Origin of the sequence: Mesorhizobium sp. M0174 (assembly GCF_040322275.1) — a bacterium.
Taxonomy (GTDB): Bacteria; Pseudomonadota; Alphaproteobacteria; order Rhizobiales; family Rhizobiaceae; genus Mesorhizobium.
In genome coordinates this window covers 13310-27211 of the sequence record NZ_JAMYTB010000002.1, presented here as the reverse complement: position 1 = coordinate 27211, position 13902 = coordinate 13310, and the positions used below count along the sequence as shown (strand labels likewise).

The 13902-nt window shown below is 62.7% G+C and carries 19 protein-coding genes; 9 read left to right on the top strand and 10 right to left on the bottom strand.

The features are described 5' to 3' along the window. The first annotated feature begins 2 nt into the window (after positions 1-2). The 6 genes from coxB to NKJ13_RS03535 are packed head-to-tail and all read left to right on the top strand — an operon-like array spanning position 3 to position 5326. Positions 3-977, top strand: a complete 975-nt coding sequence (gene coxB / locus NKJ13_RS03560; protein ID WP_352505441.1) for a cytochrome c oxidase subunit II — start codon at positions 3-5, stop codon at positions 975-977. Next, positions 974-2950, top strand: coding sequence for a cytochrome c oxidase subunit I (gene ctaD / locus NKJ13_RS03555; protein ID WP_352737250.1), 1977 nt, complete (start codon positions 974-976; stop codon positions 2948-2950). The genes coxB and ctaD overlap by 4 nt, the downstream gene beginning before the upstream one ends. Beyond that, entirely contained in the window at positions 2947-3552 is a 606-nt protein-coding gene (locus NKJ13_RS03550) for a cytochrome c oxidase subunit 3 (RefSeq protein WP_254818826.1), read from the top strand. Before ctaD ends, NKJ13_RS03550 begins: the two co-directional genes overlap by 4 nt. Before the next feature lies 1 nt (position 3553). Next, complete coding sequence (locus NKJ13_RS03545) at positions 3554-3895, top strand: hypothetical protein (RefSeq protein ID WP_352476765.1); 342 nt, start codon at positions 3554-3556, stop codon at positions 3893-3895. Further along, complete coding sequence (locus tag NKJ13_RS03540) at positions 3892-4776, top strand: cytochrome c oxidase assembly protein (protein WP_352476445.1); 885 nt, start codon at positions 3892-3894, stop codon at positions 4774-4776. Before NKJ13_RS03545 ends, NKJ13_RS03540 begins: the two co-directional genes overlap by 4 nt. Beyond that, on the top strand, positions 4757-5326 hold the full coding sequence (locus NKJ13_RS03535) for a c-type cytochrome (RefSeq protein ID WP_352476444.1): 570 nt from the start codon (positions 4757-4759) through the stop codon (positions 5324-5326). The genes NKJ13_RS03540 and NKJ13_RS03535 overlap by 20 nt, the downstream gene beginning before the upstream one ends. A gap of 538 nt (positions 5327-5864) precedes the next feature. Here NKJ13_RS03535 and NKJ13_RS03530 read toward each other — a convergent pair. From NKJ13_RS03530 to NKJ13_RS03490, 9 genes are all read right to left on the bottom strand, one after another. Then, positions 5865-6794, bottom strand: a complete 930-nt coding sequence (locus NKJ13_RS03530; RefSeq protein WP_352737251.1) for a hypothetical protein — start codon at positions 6792-6794, stop codon at positions 5865-5867. Next, the gene (locus NKJ13_RS03525; RefSeq protein ID WP_352737252.1) at positions 6791-7186 is read right to left on the bottom strand and encodes a phage holin family protein; all 396 of its coding nucleotides are present in this window, start codon (positions 7184-7186) and stop codon (positions 6791-6793) included. Before NKJ13_RS03525 ends, NKJ13_RS03530 begins: the two co-directional genes overlap by 4 nt. Further along, positions 7183-7911 carry a WXG100 family type VII secretion target gene (locus NKJ13_RS03520; RefSeq protein WP_352737253.1) on the bottom strand — a complete coding sequence of 243 codons (729 nt, stop codon included), beginning with the start codon at positions 7909-7911 and terminating at the stop codon, positions 7183-7185. Before NKJ13_RS03520 ends, NKJ13_RS03525 begins: the two co-directional genes overlap by 4 nt. A gap of 269 nt (positions 7912-8180) precedes the next feature. After that, complete coding sequence (locus tag NKJ13_RS03515) at positions 8181-8654, bottom strand: DUF2269 family protein (RefSeq protein ID WP_352737254.1); 474 nt, start codon at positions 8652-8654, stop codon at positions 8181-8183. Further along, on the bottom strand, positions 8654-9940 hold the full coding sequence (locus NKJ13_RS03510; RefSeq protein ID WP_352737255.1) for an SDR family oxidoreductase: 1287 nt from the start codon (positions 9938-9940) through the stop codon (positions 8654-8656). The genes NKJ13_RS03515 and NKJ13_RS03510 overlap by 1 nt, the downstream gene beginning before the upstream one ends. A 34-nt stretch (positions 9941-9974) precedes the next feature. After that, a complete protein-coding gene (locus NKJ13_RS03505; RefSeq protein WP_352752096.1) occupies positions 9975-10313 on the bottom strand; it encodes a hypothetical protein in 339 nt (112 codons plus the stop codon). Then, positions 10313-10675 carry a hypothetical protein gene (locus NKJ13_RS03500; RefSeq protein WP_352737257.1) on the bottom strand — a complete coding sequence of 121 codons (363 nt, stop codon included), beginning with the start codon at positions 10673-10675 and terminating at the stop codon, positions 10313-10315. The genes NKJ13_RS03505 and NKJ13_RS03500 overlap by 1 nt, the downstream gene beginning before the upstream one ends. Continuing rightward, positions 10675-11895: an NRAMP family divalent metal transporter gene (locus NKJ13_RS03495; RefSeq protein WP_352737258.1), complete on the bottom strand. Its 1221-nt coding sequence runs from the start codon at positions 11893-11895 to the stop codon at positions 10675-10677. The genes NKJ13_RS03500 and NKJ13_RS03495 overlap by 1 nt, the downstream gene beginning before the upstream one ends. Then, positions 11892-12362 (bottom strand): hypothetical protein, encoded by a 471-nt coding sequence (locus tag NKJ13_RS03490; protein WP_352737259.1) that lies wholly within the window; start codon positions 12360-12362, stop codon positions 11892-11894. Before NKJ13_RS03490 ends, NKJ13_RS03495 begins: the two co-directional genes overlap by 4 nt. A gap of 147 nt (positions 12363-12509) precedes the next feature. On the opposite strand from NKJ13_RS03490, the gene NKJ13_RS03485 reads away from it, so the two are divergent. From NKJ13_RS03485 to NKJ13_RS03475, 3 genes are read left to right on the top strand one after another with little or no spacing between them, the layout of a single operon-like run. Beyond that, positions 12510-12722, top strand: a complete 213-nt coding sequence (locus NKJ13_RS03485; protein WP_352737260.1) for a DUF2934 domain-containing protein — start codon at positions 12510-12512, stop codon at positions 12720-12722. A gap of 6 nt (positions 12723-12728) precedes the next feature. Continuing rightward, positions 12729-12863: a hypothetical protein gene (locus tag NKJ13_RS03480; protein WP_352688544.1), complete on the top strand. Its 135-nt coding sequence runs from the start codon at positions 12729-12731 to the stop codon at positions 12861-12863. 8 nt (positions 12864-12871) lie between these two features. After that, positions 12872-13060 carry a hypothetical protein gene (locus NKJ13_RS03475; protein WP_352737261.1) on the top strand — a complete coding sequence of 63 codons (189 nt, stop codon included), beginning with the start codon at positions 12872-12874 and terminating at the stop codon, positions 13058-13060. Between the two features lie 59 nt (positions 13061-13119). Here the strand turns inward: NKJ13_RS03475 and NKJ13_RS03470 are convergent, their stop codons facing one another. After that, on the bottom strand, positions 13120-13890 hold the full coding sequence (locus NKJ13_RS03470; RefSeq protein WP_352737262.1) for a GntR family transcriptional regulator: 771 nt from the start codon (positions 13888-13890) through the stop codon (positions 13120-13122). Positions 13891-13902 lie beyond the last annotated feature (12 nt).

The window sequence follows — 13902 nt, the reverse complement described above, 5'->3', positions numbered from 1 at the left end:
GCATGCTGCTCCTTGCAGGATGCAGCGGCTGGCAATCCGCGCTTGACCCAAAAGGCCCGGCCGCGGGCGAGCTTGCATGGCTGATCTGGTTCTTCACAGCGCTGTGCACGGTGGTCTGGCTTTTGGTGATGGCCGTGCTGATCCTGCCATTGGCCCGACGCCCCGCGCCGGTCGGCGATCCGCTTGTCCTCGACGCTGCCGCCGAGCGCGGCAAGATGCGAATTGTCGTCGCCGCACTCGCCGCTACCGCCCTGATCCTGGTCGGCCTGACGCTGCTGAGCTACTTCGCTAACCGGACGCTTGCCGCCATCGGCTCGGATGCGGCGCTGACGATCCGGGTGACCGGGCATCAATGGTGGTGGGAGGTGCGCTACGAAAACGATCAGCCGAACCGCATCCTGACGACCGCCAATGAAATCCACATCCCGGCGGGCGAGCCGGTGCGGCTTGTAGTGACCTCGACCGACGTCATCCATTCCTTCTGGGTGCCGAACCTCTCGGGCAAGCTGGACCTCATTCCAGGCCACGAGAACGTTCTCGATCTGAAGGCTGACAAGCCCGGCGTCTATCGCGGCCAGTGCGCCGAGTTCTGCGGCGCGCAGCACGCCAATATGAGCACCTTCATCATCGCCGAACCTCGGCCCGTCTTCGACGCATGGCTGAACGATCAGCTGCGGCCGGCAGCTGCCCCCGTGTCGACCGAGGCCAAAACCGGCCACGACCTGTTCCTCAAACGGCCATGCGTGATGTGCCACAAGATCGGCGGCACCATTGCCGGCGGCACGGTCGCTCCCGACCTTACACATATCGCAAGCCGGCGGACGCTCGCTGCCGGAACGCTGGCGATGAGCCGCGGCAATCTCGCAGCCTGGATAGCCGATCCGCAAGGGATCAAGCCAGGTGCCCGCATGCCCGTGGTGGGACTGAACGGGGACGAGCTGAATGCGATAGTAGCCTATCTCGAGGGCTTGAAATGAGTAGCGCCGACCTAGCCCATGGGCGAGACCTCGCCCAGCAACGCGCCGCAGCACAAAAGGGTGACCTGGTTCCCGAGCGCGACGGCCCTCGCGATACCGGCCTCGACGACGCCAGCCTCGAGCGCAGGCTGGCGCGGACATGGCAGACCGTGCCGGGCATCATCGGTGCGCTCTCGAGCGTCGACCACAAAATTGTCGCGCGGCGGTACCTGATCACCGCTTTCGTCTTCCTGTGCCTCGGTGGCCTCAGCGCCGTTGCCATGCGCATCCAACTGTCGGGGCCGGAGCGCGGGCTGATCGGGCCGGACCGCTACAACCAGCTATTCACCATGCATGGCGTGACCATGATGTTCCTGTTTGCAGTGCCAATCGTTCAGGCGACCGGCATCTATCTCGTGCCGCTGATGGTCGGCACCCGCAACATCGCCTTTCCGCGCCTCAATGCATTCAGCTTCTGGATTTATCTCTCCGGTGGCCTCTTCGCCTGGGTGTCGTTTGCACTCGACATGGCGCCCGACGTCGGCTGGTTTTCCTACGTGCCGCTGTCCGGTCCTGAATTCGGGCCAGGCAAACGTTCCGATGTGTGGGCGCAGATGATCACCTATACCGAAGTATCGTCATTGGCGGTTGCGGTTGCCACCATCGTCACCGTGCTGAAGCAACGCGCGCCGGGCATGTCGCTGGACAAGATTCCGCTCTATGTCTGGGCGATGCTGGTCACCTCCTTCGTCATCGTGTTCGCCATGCCGGCAGTCATGATCACGTCGACCTTCCTGATCCTCGACCGACTGGTCGGCACCCATATCTTCAATCCCGCCGAGGGTGGCGACGTACTGCTGTTCCAGCACCTGTTCTGGTTCTTCGGCCACCCCGAAGTCTACATCATTTTCCTGCCGGCCACCGGCATGGTGTCCTCGATCATCGCCGCTTTCGCCCGGCGTCCGGTATTCGGCTATCTGGGCATGGTTCTGTCGCTGATTTCGGTCGGCTTCCTGTCGTTCGGCCTGTGGGTTCACCACATGTTCGCAACCGGCCTGCCCAAGCTCGGCGCGAGCTTCTTCACCGCCTCAAGCATGCTGATCGCCATCCCGAACGGGCTGCAGATCTTCTGCTGGCTGGCGACATTGTGGGACGAACGCCCGATAATCAGGACGCCGCTGCTGTTCGTGTTCGGCTTCTTCTTCACGTTCGTCGCGGGCGGCCTGACCGGCGTGATGCTGGCGTCGGTGCCATTGGACCTGCAAGTACACGACACCTATTTCGTTACCGCGCATTTCCACTACGTGCTGATCGGCGGGTCGGTGTTCCCGCTGCTCGGCGCGACCTATTTCTGGTTCCCCAAGATCACCGGCCGGATGATGAGCGAGCGTCTTGGACGCTGGCACTTCTGGCTTGCCTTCATAGGCTTCAATGCGGCGTTCTTTCCGATGCACATTGTCGGCCTGTGGGGCATGCCGCGCCGGGTCTACACCTATCCGGTGGAGCTCGGCTGGGGCAACATCAACCTGTTCATCACAGCCGGCGCGGTTGTCCTGTTCCTAAGCTTCGTTCTGTTCACCATAAACCTGGTGTACAGCGCCTCGAGGGGCGCCCCGGCCGGGGACAATCCCTGGAATGCGGGCACGCTTGAATGGGCGACAAGCTCTCCGCCGCCGAGCTATAATTTCGCTCGGATTCCGGTGGTTACCCACTCCGAGCCGCTCTGGGCCGAACGTGACACGCTGCCTGTCGCGACCGGGCTTCGCGTCGACGCACGCGAACTTGTCATTTCGACGGTGGCAGAGGCGCATCCAGATGTGCGCCAGAAGTCGGCGACGCCGTCGATCTGGCCATTGTTCGCCGCGCTCGCCGTCGGCGCCACCTTTCTTTATTCGATCTTCAGCCCGTGGGCGGTGGTCTGGGGAGCCGGGCCAATCGCCATCACTTTGATCGGTTGGTTCTGGCCGAAAGGCGATCCGGAGGATGAGGAATGAAACAGCGTCCTGCCGCCGATCTTTCCAAACTCCCGACCTTCGGGATCGGACCGCGCAGCCCGACCTGGTGGGGCACTCTCGCCTTCATGGCGCTGGAGGGCACCGGCTTCGCGCTCGCCGCAGGCGCCTATCTTTACCTCGCCTATCTGTCGCCCGAATGGCCATTGGGCGTGCCGCCGCCCAACCATTGGCCGGGCACCATCGTCACGCTGTTGCTGCTCGCCAGCGTGGTGCCCAATCACATACTGAACCGCTACGCCGAAGCGTGTGCCATGGTGCCCGTGCGCATCGGCCTGATCGTCATGACGCTGCTCGGTATCGCACCGCTTGTCGTGCGGTGGTTCGAATTTCCGGCCCTCAACATCTATTGGGATACCAATGCGTACGGCTCAATGCTGTGGGTCCTGCTCGGCCTCCACACCACACACCTGATCACCGACGTCGGCGACACGCTGGTGCTGACGGTCCTGATGTTCACGCGACATGGCTATAGCGGGCGGCGTTTCGGGGATGTTGGCGACAACGTCTTCTACTGGGATTTCGTGGTCGCGACCTGGATCCCGATCTATCTGTTGATCTATTGGATGCCGAGGCTTGACTGAGATGCGTGCGCTTCGCTTGGGCACATCATGGGGCGGGCTGTTGTCCGGGCCTTTGGCCTGGGCGGTGTCGACGCAGCTGAATTACGCGGTCGTGGAGTGGCAGTGCGCCCACGGCATTCCTGTCATACCGGTCGTTGCGCTGATGCTGACAGTGCTGGCCTTGCTCGGCGGGGCGCTGTCGTGGCGGGCGCGACAGCAAGGTGGCGCCGCCTTTAAACCGGACCGTGCGCGCGGCACTGAAGGTTTCGTCGCCAATATCGGCATTCTCAGCGCGTTGCTGTTTGCGCTGGTAATCGTCATGCAAGGCGCCGCCTCGCTCATTCTCGACGGCTGTCTGCGATGAACTTCGACGCGCTTTTCTCGACCTCGATCTGCTACGGTGCCGGTGCCCCGCAGGCCGGCTGGACGCTGGCGTTGCCGATCACGCTGCCGCTAACCATGGTCGCACTGCTTTACGCAGCAGGCGCCTTTCGGCTGTGGCGGCGGAGCGCCCGCAGCCGCCCGTTGCGGATGCGGCAAGCCCTGCTGTTTGCGACCGGCTGGGCCATTTTGGCGGCAGCACTGGTCAGTCCGCTCCATGCATTGGGTGAGCGCGTCTTCACCGCCCACATGATCGAGCATGAGCTGTTGATGGCGGTGGTGGCACCCCTGCTGGTCGCCTCCCGTCCGGCGGCGGCGATGATGTGGGCATTGCCGATCAAGCTGCGGCTGGCATTTGGCGCAGCCGGGCAGGCGAAGATGCTTCGAACCGTTTGGGCCGCCATCAGCCGCCCTGTTGCCGCGACCTTCCTGCACGGCGTCGCGATATGGGCGTGGCACGTTCCGGCGCTGTTCGAGGCGGCGCTTGCACGGGGTGTCCTGCATTATGCGCAACATGCCTGCTTCTTCGGCACAGGGCTGCTGTTCTGGTGGGTGCTGCTGCCGCGTTCAGGCCGCGAACAAGCCTATGGCAGCGCAGTCATGCACCTCTTCTTCACCTCGCTGCATACCGGCCTGCTCGGGGTGCTGCTGCTGGTCTCGCCAAGGCTGTGGTATCCGGTGAACGCAGCCGGTGCGAAATTGTGGAACCTTAGTCCGCTCGAGGACCAGCAGCTCGCCGGTCTGGTGATGTGGGTTCCGGCCGGCCTGATCTATGGCGGCGCGGCTTTGCTGCTGGCCGGCCTGTGGATCCGCTCCAGTGGACAGAGAAGATGGGAGACGTCGCATGCGCTCCAAGCTGTCTAAGCTGGTCATTGGTGCCGGGACGGCAATTGTCGTGCTGGCCGCAGCTTGGACGGCGCTGACGTTGTGGCCGGAGCGCCTCATCAGGGTCGCGCATAAAACGGACAATGCCACCAGCAGCATCGGTGTGCGCGCCACATCGCGCTTTACTCCGTCCGGACCCATACTCGGCGCCGCAGCAATTGTCTTGCTCGTTGCAGTCCTGGCCGGGATCGCGTTGTACTTCGAGCAAAGCCGTCGAGTGGAGCAGAAGGCCGACAATGCAACCGGCGGTGTTGGCGCCCGCGCTATACCCATCATGATGGCCAATGGCTGTGCTGGATGCCACACGATCACCGGCGTTCCCGGCGCGCAGGGAATGGTCGGTCCACGCCTCGACGCCAGCTTGGCCACCCGGGTCTATATCGGCGGCGTATTGTCCAACAACCCGCGAAACATGGTCCGTTGGATACGGGCCGCAAGGGAGATCAATCCGCACGCGGCAATGCCTTCGACAAGGATTTCCGAGCAGGAGGCGCGGGACGTCGCTGCCTATCTCTATTCGCTGAAATGACATCGTTGCTCGCCTAGTCGAGATCAAACCCTGCCGGCAGTCTACCGATGCCGGTTTGCCGGGACCGGCAATCGTCACCGCCTTCGGCTCGATGCCTTAGTTGCCGACGAACCTTTCGGAACCGGCCCGCATCGGCGAGGCTGCCCGCGATCAGTCGGACATCGCCGAGCGCCGCTATGCCCGGTAATCTGCTGTGCGGATTGTTTCGCGGGCATCTCGGATATGAGCTTCTTTGGCGAGTGGGCCGAGTGCAATCTCGACGTCGTCGTCCCAGTCGAATTGACGGGGTGGTTGTTTTTTTCAGAATTGGACAGTGCTGCTGAGAATTGCGTGCCACGCCGTGGGCAGACACGCCTCATGGAGCCGAAGAACCGAACGGATTTAGAGCGAAGAATCGGAACGGACCGGAGCGCCTCGGCTAATGACTTGAGCGCCGCAATCACATTTGTCAGCGGAAGGTTGCGGGCTCCTAGCCGACTTCGATGTTCCAACCGCGAGGCGACCGCGGTCGGAGTCGCCACGAACGACCGTAGCGCAATCACGTCGTTTCGGGAGACTCGTTCGATTTGGGAGCCTCGTCGGTCTCCGGCAAACGATCGCGAATGGCTTCCTCGGTTTTGCTTGCCGTCTTTTTCACGACTTTATCGACGCGGTCGACCAACGTCTCGGCGTTGCCACTGGAACCCTGTCGGTCAGCCTCTTCCTTTACAGTCTCATATGCTTCGGCGGCGACCTGCTTGGCTTGCTCGACGCCTTCCTCAAAGACTTCCTCGGCACTGTCACGAAGCTTGTCGCGGTATGGGCCGAGTTGCGCGTCTTCCGCGGCTGTGTGAGGCAGCATCACGCCGATGGCGGTGCCCACGGCAAGGCCCACCGCGGCCATTGCCAGAGGTTCGCGCTGGAACAGGTCCTGCGCCGACTGCCGTACCCGCCCCGATATATCGGTGGCCGCCGAGCCGAACTGCCCGACCGTGCTTCCTAACCTTTCTTTGGCGCCGCTCGCAACGTCTGCCACAGCCTCAGTCGCACCGCCTGCCACGGACGCAACCGAACGGGCGGCATCGGAGAGCATGGAGCCGGCGGAACCTTCGCCCTCGGCACCGTACTCATCGCCGCGTGAGTCCTGCCAGGCCCCGCCCAAGCCCCTCTGGTCAGAGAAGTTTCGGGTGCCGTCAGGTTCCCTGCCGGTCGAATAGGCACCAAGTGCTGAACTGTCTACCGACGTGCCCTTGCCTAGCATCAGCCAGGCCAGGCCCGCGCCGACCAATGTAAGCGGCAACGGATTGTCCCTGACCTGAGTCTTAAGATTGCTGAGCATGGCGGATCCCTCGCCGCTGAACATCCCGGTGAATTCGTCGATCAGCTGACCTGGTGTCATCTTGCTCCGGATCGAGTCTGCCGTGTCCGTTATCTTGGCACGGGCAATGTCGGCATCGCGTTCGAGTTCGGCTGCGGATTTGTCGGTCATCTTATCTGGTCCTTGATCACGCGTGCGTCGCGTTTAAGTTGGTCTTGTGTCCGGTCGGGGGTCAACTCTGAGGGAACCATGCTTGCCTTGCCGGAGCGCAGGAGTATGACGCCCAGTACTGCCACCACGACGCCGACGAGCAGCGAGGACCATCCGGCTCCCAGGCCGGCGCTCGCCAAGGCAATCACCAGCGCCTGCAAAAGCACCATCAGGGCGGCAAGCAGGCAAATGACGCCTCCCATTACCTCCACGGCGCCGGCGCCGGCCTTGCTTAACTTTTCTGACATTTCAGCCCGCAACAGCCTGCTTTCGGTTTGAAGCAGTGTTGTGACCTGCTGTACCAGATCGCTGACAAGGGTTGTCAGGCTGCGAGTGTCCTGGTTGTCAGTCATGGGTTTCGCTCCAGGCTTGCATTGGCCCAGTCATCGCCGGACTGATCGGATCCTAACGGGGCTGGTTCAACTGGCTCTGCCGATCGCCATCCCGACTCATTCGAGCTAGGACCCGTCTCGGGCGCCCGGCCTGTTCCCGACTGGCCCGGTGCTCCGGTTTGGGCAGAGGGTGGCGAGCTCTTGATGAACCGCCCCAAAGCCAGGCCTGCCAATACCGAGCCGGCGATCAGCGCCCCCGAGTTTTCGCGGCCGAACGACTGAATTTCGCCAAGCACCTCGTCGAACGGTTTATCCTTCAGGGACGAGGAAAGCCGCTCGAGCCCGCCTGCGGCGTCAAGGGCGAATTTCGAAGCGGTCCGTTGATCATTGTTGGCAAGATGCTCGCTTGCCGCGCGCAAAGCGCCGCTGAAGGCCTTGAGACTGGCGCTCATGTCGCGCTGCGTTCCCTCCGCCTTGTTGAACAATGCTTGCTTTGCTTCCGATGCGTAATCTCCGGCTTTCCTGGTGATCTCGTCACGCGCATCGTGGAGCGCTTCCGTCGCGGTCTGCTTTTCCCGTTGCAGTCTTTCCGAAAGCTCGCTTCTGGCTGTCTCGAAATCGGCCGTCTGACGGCCTTGATCGTCTTTGTCCTGCATGGTGTCTCCTAGTGGAATCCGAGGAAGGAGAGGATCGCAAGCACGACGACGACAAGGCCGATGAGATAAATAACACTGTTCATGGCGCAATCTCCTCCACTGCGCACCGAACTTGCATGTGCTTCCCGTGTTCCCCTCAGGCGTCATCTTTTTGTAAGCGAAGCCTAACCAGCCTCAAGACGGGATCTTGTCCTGTGCCGATGGGCGTGAGCGCGCGGTTGGAAATGATACGAGACCGGACTCCGGTGCGACTTATAGGTCGAGACGCACGTGCGCTCCGGCAGATATTCGCGGTGCAGGGGCCGGAATTTTCCGCAGTGCTTTGACTGGGCATTATCGCAGTGGGACCTGCCTGCGACCTACCACTCGATCGCAGGCCGCGCGATCATCAGCCAGAAAATCCCGAGCACGGCAGCGAAGGCGGGGAAGCCGAAGGCGAACCACAACCAGAAGAGCCGATGGTATCGCGGCGGCAACGGCGCACCGCCAGCGGCGGCTTGCGATGCCAGCTTGCGCATCTCCATTTGCATCCAGACGACCGGGAGCCAGAACATTCCGGTGACGATATAGAGCGCGATCGAAAGTGCGATCCAGCCCTCCGACAGCGAGTAGCCAGCCTGCCAGGCAAGCGCGGCTCCGGTCAAAGGTTGCGCGACCACGGCCGTCGCTGTGAAAAGGAAGTCGGCGACGACGACGATACGCGCCACCGCCGCAACCGTCGCGGCATTGCCGGTCCTGTGGGCGAGCAGCATGAAGAAAGCGATGCCGGCGCCGGTGCCAAGCAGCACGGATGCGCCGATGACATGCAGAAATTTCAGCAGGAAATAGAGCATCAACGCTCCTCCAGCACTGCCAAGGCCACAAAGTGCAGCACCAGGATCGGCAACACTTTGAGGAACGGCCCAAGCGGGTCGTTCCACAGATCGGGGCTCAGGAAGCTTCCCACGACCAGATAGAAGAGCGAGAGCGCGATGCCGCCATAGAGGCCTTTTCGCGCCGCCGGCCGCCAGGCTATGAGCACGCCGATGGCGATGTCGGCAAGAGCGCCGGCGATCACGATCGGTGCCGACAAGATGCCGGCCCCCGTGCCTTGCATCAGATCGACGCCGCTGCCGTAGCCGGTTGTCAGCGACACAATTCCCGTCATGATCCAGAAGACGGGCAGGACGACGAAGATCGCCGGCTTGATGAAATACAGCCGGGCAAACCATTTCTCCTGCACCGTTGCCGGATTGAGCGCGAGGAAGCCCGTCAGGGTTTGCGGGCGTATGCCGGTCGCGGCGGTCCAGTCCGAGGGATCTCCAACCGCTCCTCGGGCGATCTCCCTGGCCGTGTTGGTGCGCATCGGCGGACGCCAGCCGAACATCGCGGCAAGGTCGCCTAGGCCGTAGAGAAGCCTTGCAACAGGCGCCGGCAAGACAAACCTGGCTGCCGGAGCCCAACCGAGCCATCGGCGATAACTGCCGACGACCTCGTCCATGCTCAGTTGTTCGGGACCGACAAGTTCCAGCACGACGCGAGACGGACTGGCGGGATCGAGAAGGAAAACGACCGTTGAGACCACATCGTCGAGTAGTACCACCTGGAGCCGGCCGGTGCCGGGCATGGACGGCAGCACTGGCAGCGAAGCGAGACCCCGAAACAATGCGCTGGCCCCAAACACCGGCCGGCCGAGCACCACGGACGGGCGCAGGACCACCCAATCCAGATCAAGCATCATAAGCGCCTGGTCCCCGGCCAGTTTCGTCGCCGAGAACGCCGAAGGCTGCGCCCGATCGACGCCGATCGCCGAAAAGTGGATCACCCGGGCAACCCCTGCCCGCGCACAGGCGCGAAAGAGTGCGACCGCCGCATCGCGATGGACTTCGCGCGTCTTTTCACGGGGGCTGTCCTGGAGAACGCCGGCACAATTCACGACGGCGTCGACACCCCTGAGATGCGGTAGCCAGTCTTCGGGCTGCAGCGCCACCGCCATGTCCAGCACCAGCAATTGGTAATTGCCGGCCCGGTTTGCACCGGGGCTGCGGACCAATCCGATTACCTCATGCCCTTCGGAAAGAAGGCGTGCCACGACGGAGGCACCGATCAGGCCGGTGGCGCCGGTAACCAGGACTTTCACTGAACCCCATTCTCCGACGGCGGGAAAGTGTCGTTCATTCCGGTTTATCGCCCTCGATACTGCCCTTCATAGCGGAAAGTTCTTCCATCGTGCACATCAGTCGCGGCTGCGTCGGGTCGGAGATGTCGAGCTTGTCCCAGGGAATGCGGTACATGCTGCCGCGACTGCGCAGTCGAAAGACTTCGAGGACCGCCGTGCCGATGGCCGAAGCGGAAAGACGCTCGAACGCCGCGTAGATGCCGACATGGTACTCGGTAACCACGAGGTCGTCGCCATCCGGTTCGGCGCGTATCTCCTCGATATGGCCGATGCTTTTGCCGCGCTGCGAAAGCACATTTCTGCCTGCCAATTGCTCAAGGTTGACGGTGGCCATCATCCGGCTCCCGGGATACGCCTTATGACATGGTCGCGCAGCCAATCCTGCCAGTCGAAAATCGCCGTTTCACGCACGTCGATGTCGAATTCGATGTCGACGCCGATGTCGCGCACCTTGTTCCAGGCGATGCGGTGCGGTTCGGCATGGCGCTTGCCGCCGAGCCTTGCCACAAGGCGCGCCATCCAGCGCCCGGATCGCTCGCCAAGCCGACGCGCCAGCGTGATCGAGCCGAGCTCGACCGTAACGATTTTGGGTGGCTTGCCCGGCCTGACCTCGGCTACCAGCCCGTCTACCTTGCCGATCTTGACCTGCTCACGGTCAACCACTTGCTTGTCCAGGATGTCGCGCAGCAAATCCATCACGTGCCTCCGAATATCTGCAAAGGAATGGTCACGATCGCGAGCACGAAACCGAGCGCAATGATGAAGATGACCGCGGCATTCGCGATCATGCCATTGCGGTGCTCGCCGACATAACGCTCGTCATTCAGCAGGAAAAGGAACGGCACCACGGTCAGCGGCAGGCTGGCGGCCGTCAGCGCCATGGAAAAGATGGTTAGCTTCAGCGGATCGAGACCCAGGGCGATCGGAATGGCGGCGAGAAACAGCGAGACCGTGTAGACGGTGCTGAAGCCGGGATCGTCGCGCGGTTTCAGGTCCTCGCCCCAGGTCCAGCCGAAACCCTGCGCCACCAAGTACGCTTGCTGCAGCCCGATTTCGAGCGCAGCGCCGAAGCAGGCTATGCCTAGTGAAGCAACGAACAGGACGAACCCCCAGAAACCGAAGATCTGGATCAGCATCAGCGGCAATTGATGGTAGTCGTCGACCTGCTCTATGCCGTGCGCCGCCAGCACGAGCGCCGCCACGATCAGCACGCCGATCGAGATTGTGCCGCCAAAACTCATTCCCAATCCGGCAATGGCCCGATTGGTCCCGAGATAGCTCTTGTCCCACTGGTCCTCGATGGCTCCCGACGAATAGAACATGAACAGGTAGGGCGAGACCGACGCACCAAGAATACTGACCGCCATGAACCAGTAATTGGCCGCGTCGTGCTCGGGCAGACTGGGCACGGCACCGGCCGCGACCTGCCCCCAATCGGGCTTCAGCATGACGGCGCCAACCACGAAGCACAGCGTGACCAGGCCGAGGATCGAGACGCCCTTTTCAATGAAGCCGAACGTGCCTTTCCAGAGGAACAGCCATGCCAGAAAAGCGACCGGCAGGGCCCACCACTGAAAGCTGATGCCGGTGGCGAGCTCGAGCGCAATGGCGACACCGCCGATCTCGGCTGCCATGACCAGGAAGTTGACCAGCAAAGTCGCAAGCAACGGCCACAGAAAGGCGGTGAAGCCAAACCGTTCCCGGATCCCGTCGGCGATGGTGTGATGGCTTACAGCGGCGAAGCGGCCGGCCATCTCGACCAGGAAGATGATGCAGATCGTGCCCAGGAGGACGGCCCAGATCAGCTGGAACCTGAACGCTGCACCCGCCTGTGCGGCGGTTGCCATCGATCCGACCTCGAGAAAGCCACCAACGCTGGTGACGATGCCCAGCGATATTTCGAGCAGCTTCTTCATGGTTTCGGCGCGAAATGTTTGGCGTAGGATGCATTCAGGGCGGCGGTGGCAGCCCGGAGATCCTGCTGCACCTGTTCCGCCTCCGATCGGTTGCCGTCCTGCACCGCCGTCGCGGCGCGTGTCACCGCCGCCGACAGCTGTCCGACTACCGCCGTCAGACCGGCTTGCTCGCTGGGCTCAGGCGACTTGGCGGACTGGATTTGCGCACTGGCATCGACGAGGGCCTTGCCGACCGATTGCAACGTGCGCGACGTATATGTCGAAGGGGCTGCCCCGGCGGCCCAGGCACCCAGGACCAGCGATGCGGTCTGTGCGGCCGAAGCCGCGGTTTTCGACTGCTGCTCGATCTGGTCGGAAGGCGAGCATGCCGTCAGCACAAACGTTGTCAGCAGCAGGCACAGCCGGTCTGGTCGAAGACCGATAGCTGCAATGGCATCTACAACACGTGCTTGTAGCGTTGCTGCCACACGATTGTTCTCCCCGGCACCAGGCGACTTCGGCGTGCAATTTCATCTAGGGCGCCCGGTGGTCACGTCAACTGAACCGTCGGAACTGCCTGGCAACGCGGAACAAACCTTCGATCGCCGGATTAGGGATATCAGGAGGCAAAGGTCATGGACAAGGAAGAGCGTATCAGGCAGCGGGCCCATGAGATATGGGAGCGCGAAGGCCGTCCGCAAGGACGCGAGCGCGAGCATTGGGACCAGGCCGTGCAGGAGATCGAAGCTGAGGGCTCCGAAGCCGAACGCGGTCCGGTCGTGCCCGATCCAACGGTTGGGACCGGCTCCGATCCCGAGGTGCGCGGCAGCAAGCGGCGGGGGAAGTGAGGCCCCATGCCTCGTCTCGTCGCCTGGATCGTGGTCGTACTGGTCGTGCTCTTCGCCGCATGGCTGATGCTTGGGCGCGACAGGACCAGCACTGGTGGCGAAACTCAGCCCTCGCCACATGCAATAGACCAGAATGGATAGGAGCTGACATGACGGCTAGGGAGAGCCATCCCGAACAGGACCCTGCGGAAGGATCGCGATCGACGATAGAAAAGCAGCTCCGCAAGGAGCAAGGCGGCGAGGCGCAAAATCGTGAAGCCAAGCCAACTTCCGACAAATCCGGCAGCAAGGCCAAGTTGCCTTCGGAAGCGCCGAAGAAAGGCTCAGGCCCGGACTGAGCGGCTGGTTTCACGTTTCCACGTCGTCATTCCTCCTCGCTCCGTCGCGCGAATGGTTGTCATTCGGGCAGATCGGCGGCAGCCGCTTCTGTCCTCTTTCCAGCCGAGCCCGGTGCCTTGAAATAATGGGGATAGCGTTCCCGGACGATTGCGAGCACCTCGAAGATGCGGCGAAGATGCGTTCGCATCGCCTCTTCCGCCGCAAGGGCGTCGGCCTGCTCGAGCGCCTCGACGATCCGCCGATGTTGGCCGAGAACCACCGACATGCTGTCGAGGCGCGGGAAAGACAGGAAGCGGAAGCGGTCCATGTGCAGCTTCGCCGCGCTGATGTCGGCCCAGATTCCGGGGAAGCCGGCATCGCTGGCGATGTGCTGGTGGAACAGCTCGTCCGACTTGAAGAAGCGCCTGTCGTCCGAGATGGAGGCGAACGTCTCCTGGACCGCCAGTTCGCCTTTGAGCATGGCGAGCAGTTCGGCGCGGCGCGGGCTCTCGACCGCACGCTTGACCAGGCCGACTTCAAGCGACTCGCGCAGGAACTGCGATTTCTCGAGATCGGCGATCCGCAGCGGCGCCACCATGCTGCCGCGCTGCGGATAGATGTCGATCAGGCCAAGTCCGGCCAGCCGGGCGAGCGCCTCCCTGACCGGCGTGCGGCTCACGCCGAGGGCTTCCGACATCGCCTTTTCGGAAATCAGCTCGTGCGGCTTCAGGCGGAAGGTCAGGATCTGGTCGAGCAGGACCTCGAACGTCTTCGCCGCGACTGAAGCGCTGGGGCCGGTTTCGCCAAGCCGCCCCTCGGTGATGGTCCGCATTCCCAAAAGCCCTGCCATCGGCAAATTCCC

Bases quoted from the DNA above. Each gene is read 5' to 3' on its own strand.
- coxB (WP_352505441.1), top strand. From the start codon at position 3: ATGCTGCTCCTTGCAGGATGCAGCGGCTGGCAATCCGCGCTTGACCCA.
- ctaD (WP_352737250.1), top strand. From the start codon at position 974: ATGAGTAGCGCCGACCTAGCCCATGGGCGAGACCTCGCCCAGCAACGC.
- NKJ13_RS03550 (WP_254818826.1), top strand. From the start codon at position 2,947: ATGAAACAGCGTCCTGCCGCCGATCTTTCCAAACTCCCGACCTTCGGG.
- NKJ13_RS03545 (WP_352476765.1), top strand. From the start codon at position 3,554: ATGCGTGCGCTTCGCTTGGGCACATCATGGGGCGGGCTGTTGTCCGGG.
- NKJ13_RS03540 (WP_352476445.1), top strand. From the start codon at position 3,892: ATGAACTTCGACGCGCTTTTCTCGACCTCGATCTGCTACGGTGCCGGT.
- NKJ13_RS03535 (WP_352476444.1), top strand. From the start codon at position 4,757: ATGCGCTCCAAGCTGTCTAAGCTGGTCATTGGTGCCGGGACGGCAATT.
- NKJ13_RS03530 (WP_352737251.1), bottom strand. From the start codon at position 6,794: ATGACCGACAAATCCGCAGCCGAACTCGAACGCGATGCCGACATTGCC.
- NKJ13_RS03525 (WP_352737252.1), bottom strand. From the start codon at position 7,186: ATGACTGACAACCAGGACACTCGCAGCCTGACAACCCTTGTCAGCGAT.
- NKJ13_RS03515 (WP_352737254.1), bottom strand. From the start codon at position 8,654: ATGCTCTATTTCCTGCTGAAATTTCTGCATGTCATCGGCGCATCCGTG.
- NKJ13_RS03505 (WP_352752096.1), bottom strand. From the start codon at position 10,313: ATGGCCACCGTCAACCTTGAGCAATTGGCAGGCAGAAATGTGCTTTCG.
- NKJ13_RS03500 (WP_352737257.1), bottom strand. From the start codon at position 10,675: ATGGATTTGCTGCGCGACATCCTGGACAAGCAAGTGGTTGACCGTGAG.
- NKJ13_RS03495 (WP_352737258.1), bottom strand. From the start codon at position 11,895: ATGAAGAAGCTGCTCGAAATATCGCTGGGCATCGTCACCAGCGTTGGT.
- NKJ13_RS03485 (WP_352737260.1), top strand. From the start codon at position 12,510: ATGGACAAGGAAGAGCGTATCAGGCAGCGGGCCCATGAGATATGGGAG.
- NKJ13_RS03480 (WP_352688544.1), top strand. From the start codon at position 12,729: ATGCCTCGTCTCGTCGCCTGGATCGTGGTCGTACTGGTCGTGCTCTTC.
- NKJ13_RS03475 (WP_352737261.1), top strand. From the start codon at position 12,872: ATGACGGCTAGGGAGAGCCATCCCGAACAGGACCCTGCGGAAGGATCG.
- NKJ13_RS03470 (WP_352737262.1), bottom strand. From the start codon at position 13,890: ATGGCAGGGCTTTTGGGAATGCGGACCATCACCGAGGGGCGGCTTGGC.